This is a genomic window from Peptidiphaga sp. (genome assembly GCF_057238965.1).
Genome location: NZ_DBHHEV010000110.1, coordinates 1 through 7,075, shown reverse-complemented (window position 1 = coordinate 7,075; position 7,075 = coordinate 1). Strand labels below are relative to the sequence as shown.

Genomic DNA, 7,075 nt, shown 5'->3' with positions numbered 1-7,075 from the left:
CAGGCGAAGGCCGAATTGGCAGGCTTCGCATGCGCCCTATGACTCTTGAGGAAAGAGGGGTTGGGGAGCCGGCCGTGAGCCTGACGCACCTTTTGGAGGGCGGTCGCGAGCAGCTTCACGGGCAAACCGATGTGCGACTGGTGAGGTAGGTCGAGGAGATTCTGGCGTCCGGCTTTCCCGCTCTTCGTTCTCTCAGTGGCCGTGCTAGGCGTTTTCAGCTTGAATCTTATCTTCGCAATACGGTTGACCGTGACGTGCCCGAGCAAGGACCCGCTGTTCGCAGACCGGATGCGCTGATGGCATGGCTGCGGTCTTACGCGGCAGCCACCTCCAGCACAGCTGGGTACTCACAGATTCTTGACGCTGCCACCCCGGGGCAGGCCGACAAGCCGGCTCGTTCTACGGCGGACGGGTACCGGCGAGTGCTGGAATCTTTATGGCTTCTCGACCCGGTGCCCGCTTGGGAGCTCGGCGGCAGCCAGTTCACGCGACTCGGCCGCTCCCCGAAGCATCACCTCGCTGATCCTGCGCTCGCCGCTCGTCTTCTCGGCCTGAACGAAGCGAAGCTCCTGGGAACCGGAGGCGATCCTGTCGGGCCCGAAGGGAGGACCATGCTCGGAAGCATGTTCGAGTCGCTGGCGACATTGTGCATCCGCGTTGCGGCTCAAGCTGCTGAGGCCGACGTCGGGCACCTCCGCACACGCGACGGCGACCACGAGGTCGATCTGGTCGTCACTCGTGAAGATGGCGCCGTCCTGGCGATCGAGGTCAAGGCTGCCGGTGCCGTCGACGACGGCGACACCAAGCATCTTCAATGGTTGCGCAAGCGAATGGGCCAGCGATTGATCGACTCGATCATCGTCAATACCGGCACCGCCGCCTATCGTCGTCCCGACGGCATCGGCGTCGTGCCTCTTGCCCTGATCGGCGTGTGACGATGCGCAGAATGCGATGACACACAGGCGGAAGGCGACGGCGCGCAGGACAAGATGGAACGCAGGGCGTGACGGCACGCCGTGTGCGACGGCGCGCAGAACGCGATGGCACGCAACGTGCAGCGGAGCGGAGAGTCCGGTCGGACGCGGCCGCGTTCAAGGCCGGAGCGCGTGCAGCGGGAAGGTGATTGTGCCGTCGGGCAGGGTCGCCGTGAAGCCGGTTCCTGTGATCACCGCTTTAAAGGCCGGCGGTGCGGCGTCGATCTGGTCGACGGCGCAGGCGAGGCTCTCAGCTCCGCGCTGTGCTTGCCCGCCGCCGAGCTTCACCTCGATGGCTGCCCAGCTTCCGTTGGGCATCGTCAGAACCGCATCGATCTCACGCCCGTTGGAGTCGCGATAGTGATGCACGTGTCCGCCCAAGGCCTCCGCGTAGACGAGCAGGTCGTGGGCGACTGCGGATTCAAAGAGGAAACCGAGCGTTTCCAGGTCCGCGCTCAGACGGTTGGCGTCGGCTTGCAGAGCTGCGGCGGCCAGCGCGGGGTCCGCCAGGTGATATTTGGGCGAACGGCGCAGACGAGCCTTGGACCGTAGGGAAACGGCCCATGGCTGGATCTTCTCTAGCAGGAAGACTCGCTCTAGCAGCTCAAGGAGCTTGGCAGTTGTGCCCTCGGAAGGCGCGGGGAGCGTCCGCGCAATGTCTTTGCGCAGCGTCGCCTGGGAAACCTCGCTCGCGGAGGAACGGGCCAGCGAGGCAATGAGCTGTTCGACGACTGCGGGTTCCGAACGCAGATTCGCGAGCCTGTTGATGTCGGTGGTTGCGATGTCCTTGATGTAGCTCTCCATGCTCCGTGCTGCGATATCCGACGGAGAGTTCAGCAGACCGGGGAATCCGGGGCGCAAAATGCTCTGGATAATATGCTCAAGCGGGGCTGCGGACATTGAGGGTTGCGGTGACTCGCCTTCGAACAGCGCGCTTAGCGACACTCCGCCGTCGTCGAGGCTGTTCTCCTTTTCTGCCCAGGTCATGGTGCGCTGACGGACTCGGATGAAGCGCGCTGCGCCAGTGTGCCGGATTGGGTCGGCGGCAGGAACGGCCGAACCCGTGAGGATGAAGCGTCCGGGTTCGGAGGAAAAATCGACCTCTCTGCGAGCCAGATTCCAGGTCTGGGGGATCAGCTGCCATTCGTCGAGAAGGCGAGGGGAAGCCCCGGCCAGCAGCAGACGCGGATCGATCTCGGCCGCAGTTTGGGCCTCTGGTGTGTCTAGCAGTGTGTAGGACGACGCGTGTGCAAGGCCCGTCATGGTTTTGCCGCAGCCGCGAGGGCCTTCCAGAATGGCCGCACCAGCTGAGTCAAGCACGCGAATCATGAGCGGGTCCACGGCGCGCGGCAAATAGCTGATTCCGGTGACTTTGCTGGTGTCCATGGCGCCAGTCTATATGCAAGTTTGGGTCGCGGGGTGGCGCTGTTGGGGAATCCGCAGGGCTTCAACTGAGGATTCTGCAGAAAATGAAATGAGGTGTTTGCAGATGCTGAAGTGGAGGATTTGCAGACAGTACAGTAGGTTGTTTACGGAGTTTGAGCGAAGAGCGTGCGGATCTTGACAGGAAATTGCGGTTTCCGAAGCGGGTGTAAGGGCAAAAGGGAAACTGCTGGCGCGTGCGGCGGGGGCGTGTGCAGACGCGTGGAAGCATGTGGGGCGTGGTTTCGCTGCTTTGTATGAGGCAAGGTGGAAACGTATCGGTGCCCGGCCTCTATCCGCCATCCTGTCCCTGCTCAACCAGCAGCGCCTCGATGCGCTTCATTGGAACCATGAGCTGGAGCGGGTCGGCTGGCGAGGCGAGCGCGTCCACATGGTGCATATAGAAGGACTTCGCCACGGCGTCACGGCAGTGAATGAGAACGCATGCTGCACCGAGGGACTCGCTTGCTGCCAGTGCTCTTCGAAGAGCGTCCTGTAGCATTGCCATCCCGATTCCTTGTCCGGTTGCACGTTCATCGACTGCGAGCCTGGCGAGCAATATGCATGGAATGTCACTCGGGCGACGCATGGCGAAATGCTCGTCAACGCTTGCCTTGCTCACGCCGCCCGCGGCTAGCGCGTAATAACCCACAACACGCTTATCGGTGCATGCGACGTAGGTCACTGCATTGTTGTTCCGTTGATTTTCCCATGCAAACTTCTCAAACCACGTGTCGAGCTCGTCAGCGCCCGATTTGAAGCCCTTACGCGAATCCTCTTTCTGCAGGCGGCGCGGTGCTAGCAGCGTTGCGTTCATGAATCGTCGCGCAACGTGATTTCGGAGCCAATGGGGCTTTCACGTTCAAATAGTCGCCGTAACTTGGCGGTTTCGACCGGCGAGTCAAGTGCTTCTAGGAAGAGCGAGTACTCCTCGTCGGAGAGCGTGAACCAACGGCGGTCAGCGAGCACTACTCGTTCGGCGTGCTCGACAGCGCTTCTCAAAATGAACTCTGAAACCGTCGAATCGCTTAACTCAGCTGCATGGCGTATCGCCGCCTCTTGTCGTTCGCTGGCGCGAAGGTTGATGCGACGTGTTTTGGCGGTTGTCGGCATGGAAACTCCTTTCGTGTACGTACATTGTACATCCATAATTCGGTTTCGATAATGATGCTGCTTGCTGCTTTCCTTGCGAGGCCCTCATTTCGAGCTTCCCTCCGTCGGCGGAGTGGCGCTGGAAGGGCTGCAGTCATAGACTTCGCAAGGATCGTCGCTGGAAGGCCGGTACTCATGACGTTTGTACGAAGAATTGTCGATGAGCAACGTGCACCAGACGGCCAGAATCAGGGAGAAAGTGACTGCGAGGAGGGCGAGGGAGGTTCGGAGCTGGCGCACTTCGCGATTGCGCGTCGCACGGATCATCGTCCACAGGGTGATCGCGGCGCACGCGAGGGCGTAGATTCCCAAGAATAGAAGGCCCGGGCGCCATACGAGTGTTTTGCACTCTCCTCCCTCGGGGCAAAGGTCTTTGTACTGCCACGTGAAAATGGCGACTCCGCCGGATATCGCTGCGCCGACAAGTATGAAGACGCCCGCTATGGAAAGGGCGCGGATCCGCCGCGCAGTCCATGATGGCTGCCGCTCGTGGAGCTCTTTTTCTTGTTTTTCCGTCATGCGGCGACGCTATAAGACCTCTTCACCATGCGTCAACGGCGCAAGGCTCCTCCGAACTACGGGAGAACTCTCTGGGTCCGCGATCCGAGGTCCTTTCGAAGTCTTCGCGTCGATCACCCTGCCGGCGGTCCGCGTGGATCTTCTTTCCGTTGAGGAAGTGACATTCGAAGGATCGGATCGCCGGGGTCGCCGGGGTCGCGAAGATCGCCAGGCTCGCCAGGATCGCCGATGAATGTCCTGCTCCCGTCGGGATCGGCAGAAAGTCTCGCCGGAATACAGAAAGTCTCGCCGGGATCGGCAGGAAGTCTCGTCGGGATACAGAAGGTCTCGCCGCGGTGAAGAAAGTCTCGCTGGAATGAAGAAAGTCTCGCCAGGATGCATCAACCGCCAGTCGACTCGCTGTGCCTGCAGCGTGCGTCAACCGCCGGGATGTGTCAACCGCCGGGCGGCGGGAAGTACGGATCGTCGAAAGTAGCGTCGAGGAACGGCACGCCCAATATAGACAGAGCAAGGGCGAGAGTGACTGAGAGGAGGACGAGGACGGTTCGCATCTCCTGCACATCGCGCTTGCGCATTGCACGTACTGTCTTCCGCAGGGTGATTGCAGCGCTCACAAGCGCGAAGATCCCCAGGAACAGGAGGCCTGGACGCCGCACCACGTATACGCAGTCAACAGTTGCCTTGGGGCATTCACTTTCGAATTTCCAGAGGAGGACTGCGGTTCCGCCGGTCAGTGCCGCGAAGGCAAGTATGATCGTGCCCGCTATAGGAAGAGCCCAGCTCAGCCACGCAGGCCATGATGGCTGCCGTTCGCGGAGCTCTTTTTCTTGTTTTCCCGTCATACGGTGACGCTATAAGACCCTTTCGCCATGCGTCAACGGCGCAAGGTTTTTCCAAAGGGCAGAAGACGCCCTTCGAATGCGTGAAACAAAACGTCTTTCGGGCGGGCAGAGGCTTCTGGAGAAGACGTCCCGGAGCGTCGAACCCACCGCCTTTTGGGAGGCGTCTTGTATTGTTCGGGCGCCTTCTCATGCGCCTTGGGGCTGGTCGGCTGCGTCGCCCCGTTCATGCCTCTCGTCAACGGGCGCCGTCTCATGCGCCCCGGGACTGGTCGGCTGCCGTCGCATCAAGCTTCCTTCAGCTGTCTGTAAGGATTCTTCGAAAGGATCGGCGGGTAATGTCTACGTGAGACTCGATCGATGAGCTGTGAAAGGACCGAAGACATGGGCAACAACGATCGCGCAAACAACGAGAGGGCGTCCGACGTCGTCAACCCCCTTCTGCTTCAGGCTTTCGCCTGGGACATGGCTCCGGATTCGAGCCACTGGCGGCTTCTGGCCCGCAACGCCGAGTTTCTGGCCGCCTGCGGCGTCAGTTCCATATGGCTCCCGCCCGCCTACAAGGGGCATGCCGGGGTGAAGGACGTCGGATACGGCGTCTACGACATGTACGACTTGGGGGAGTTCGATCAGAAGGGCGCCGTGCCCACCAAGTATGGCACCAAGGATGAATACCTCGCGGCCGTTGCGGCGCTGCACGCCGCGGGCGTCTCCGTGGTGGCCGACGTCGTTCTCAACCACCGTATGGGCGGCGAAGCCGTCGAAACCGTGCGCGCCACGCCCGTCGACCCGGGGGACCGCCGTCGGCCCATCGGCGAGGCCGAGGAGATCCAAGCGTGGACGCGCTACGAATTTCCCGGCCGCGGGGGCGCCTATTCCGACTTCACCTGGGATTGGACGTGTTTCAACGGCTCCGACTGGGATGAAACCCGCGGAATTTCGGGAGTGTGGCTCTTCGAGGGAAAGCAGTGGAACGAGAACGTCGACGACGAGTTCGGCAACTATGACTACCTCATGGGCTGCGACGTCGACGTCGCCGACCCGAAGGTGCGGGCCGAACTCGACAGATGGGGGTGCTGGTACGTCGAGACCGCCGACATTGACGGCCTGCGGCTCGACGCCGTCAAACACATCGGCGCGGACTTCTTCGCCGGCTGGCTGCCCGAACTTCGCAAAGCCACCGGACGCGCCCTTCCCGCCGTCGGCGAGTACTGGTCCCACGACGTCGGCGAGCTGAAGGAATACCTTGAAGCTGTCCCGTCCACGAGCCTGTTCGACGTGCCGTTGCACTTCCACCTGCACGCGGCTTCGAACTCCAACGGCGACGTCGATCTTTCCCGACTCTTCGAGGGCACCCTCGTCGACGCCGACCCCGCCCGCGCCGTCACGTTCGTCGAAAACCACGACACCCAGCCGGGGCAGTCGTTGGCCTCCACCGTCCAGTCGTGGTTCAAGCCGTCGGCCTACGCCGTCATCTTGCTGCGAGAGGCCGGAACCCCCTGCGTCTTTTGGGGCGATCTCTTCGGCACGCCCGAGACCGGCGATCTGCCGGCCGTCGCCGAGCTGCCCCTGCTCATGACCATTCGGCGCGCACTTGCCCACGGCCCCCAGCATGACGCCTTCGATGCGCCCGACGTCGTCGGTTTCGCGCGCGAGGGCGACGACGCCCACCCCGGCTCCGGACTGGCGGCGGTGCTCTCGGACCGTCTGGCCGGCGCCAAGCGCCTTTACGTCGGCACGCGCCACGCAGGAAAGAAATGGGTCAGCGTGGTGGGCGGGCACGAACCGGTCGTCGTCGGCGACGACGGCGTCGTAGAACTCTCCGTGAGCGACGGCGGCCTGAGCGTGTACGTGCCCGAAGCGGCCAAGCCAATGCTCGACGGCGCCGAGGAATACCGGCTGCGTGTGGGAAGCGGGGATTGATCGCGTCGCGGCATCCGTTGCCTGGATCGCAGCCGCACTGTCCGCGCAGCTCATTCTGCGGCCGCCGACCCTGACAGCCTACGAGGTTGACCACCTCAGCGCTGTCCGTGCCCTGGCTCCCGAGTGCATGGTGCTGCTGCGCTCCGACGGCGCCTTTTCCCCGGCGCAACCGGGCGAGATCGCCCTGTTCGGCTCCGGCGCCCGCACGTGGCCGGGGCGATCAGGGCCGGCTCCTCCCGCCAGAAG

Annotated in this window: 8 protein-coding genes; 3 read left to right on the top strand and 5 right to left on the bottom strand. The window is 62.6% G+C overall.

Annotated elements, in window-relative coordinates; genetic code table 11:
- Window positions 1-254: 254 nt before the first annotated feature.
- Window positions 255-935 (top strand): ATP-binding protein, encoded by a 681-nt coding sequence (locus ACO48X_RS10260; RefSeq protein WP_485001991.1) that lies wholly within the window; start codon window positions 255-257, stop codon window positions 933-935.
- Between the two features lie 156 nt (window positions 936-1,091).
- Here the strand turns inward: ACO48X_RS10260 and ACO48X_RS10255 are convergent, their stop codons facing one another.
- From ACO48X_RS10255 to ACO48X_RS10235, 5 genes are all read right to left on the bottom strand, one after another.
- Window positions 1,092-2,360: an ATP-binding protein gene (locus ACO48X_RS10255; protein WP_485001990.1), complete on the bottom strand. Its 1,269-nt coding sequence runs from the start codon at window positions 2,358-2,360 to the stop codon at window positions 1,092-1,094.
- Between the two features lie 328 nt (window positions 2,361-2,688).
- Complete coding sequence (locus ACO48X_RS10250) at window positions 2,689-3,213, bottom strand: GNAT family N-acetyltransferase (RefSeq protein ID WP_485001989.1); 525 nt, start codon at window positions 3,211-3,213, stop codon at window positions 2,689-2,691.
- Window positions 3,210-3,509 (bottom strand): type II toxin-antitoxin system TacA family antitoxin, encoded by a 300-nt coding sequence (locus ACO48X_RS10245; RefSeq protein WP_485001988.1) that lies wholly within the window; start codon window positions 3,507-3,509, stop codon window positions 3,210-3,212. The genes ACO48X_RS10250 and ACO48X_RS10245 overlap by 4 nt, the downstream gene beginning before the upstream one ends.
- An 84-nt stretch (window positions 3,510-3,593) precedes the next feature.
- On the bottom strand, window positions 3,594-4,067 hold the full coding sequence (locus ACO48X_RS10240) for a hypothetical protein (protein ID WP_485001987.1): 474 nt from the start codon (window positions 4,065-4,067) through the stop codon (window positions 3,594-3,596).
- Between the two features lie 434 nt (window positions 4,068-4,501).
- Window positions 4,502-4,909: a YidH family protein gene (locus ACO48X_RS10235; RefSeq protein WP_485001986.1), complete on the bottom strand. Its 408-nt coding sequence runs from the start codon at window positions 4,907-4,909 to the stop codon at window positions 4,502-4,504.
- 381 nt (window positions 4,910-5,290) lie between these two features.
- Between ACO48X_RS10235 and ACO48X_RS10230 the strand changes: the two genes are divergently transcribed.
- Together ACO48X_RS10230 and ACO48X_RS10225 are read left to right on the top strand one after the other, a co-directional pair.
- Window positions 5,291-6,829: an alpha-amylase gene (locus ACO48X_RS10230; protein WP_485001993.1), complete on the top strand. Its 1,539-nt coding sequence runs from the start codon at window positions 5,291-5,293 to the stop codon at window positions 6,827-6,829.
- Between the two features lie 55 nt (window positions 6,830-6,884).
- Window positions 6,885-7,075 (top strand): hypothetical protein (locus ACO48X_RS10225; protein ID WP_485001992.1); only part of this gene is annotated, 191 nt, incomplete at its 3' end.

What these genes read in the sequence shown, in the direction of transcription:
- ACO48X_RS10245 (WP_485001988.1), bottom strand. Translation starts at nt 3,509, where the DNA reads ATGCCGACAACCGCCAAAACACGTCGCATCAACCTTCGCGCCAGCGAA.
- ACO48X_RS10230 (WP_485001993.1), top strand. Translation starts at nt 5,291, where the DNA reads ATGGGCAACAACGATCGCGCAAACAACGAGAGGGCGTCCGACGTCGTC.
- ACO48X_RS10240 (WP_485001987.1), bottom strand. Translation starts at nt 4,067, where the DNA reads ATGACGGAAAAACAAGAAAAAGAGCTCCACGAGCGGCAGCCATCATGG.
- ACO48X_RS10255 (WP_485001990.1), bottom strand. Translation starts at nt 2,360, where the DNA reads ATGGACACCAGCAAAGTCACCGGAATCAGCTATTTGCCGCGCGCCGTG.
- ACO48X_RS10235 (WP_485001986.1), bottom strand. Translation starts at nt 4,909, where the DNA reads ATGACGGGAAAACAAGAAAAAGAGCTCCGCGAACGGCAGCCATCATGG.
- ACO48X_RS10250 (WP_485001989.1), bottom strand. Translation starts at nt 3,213, where the DNA reads ATGAACGCAACGCTGCTAGCACCGCGCCGCCTGCAGAAAGAGGATTCG.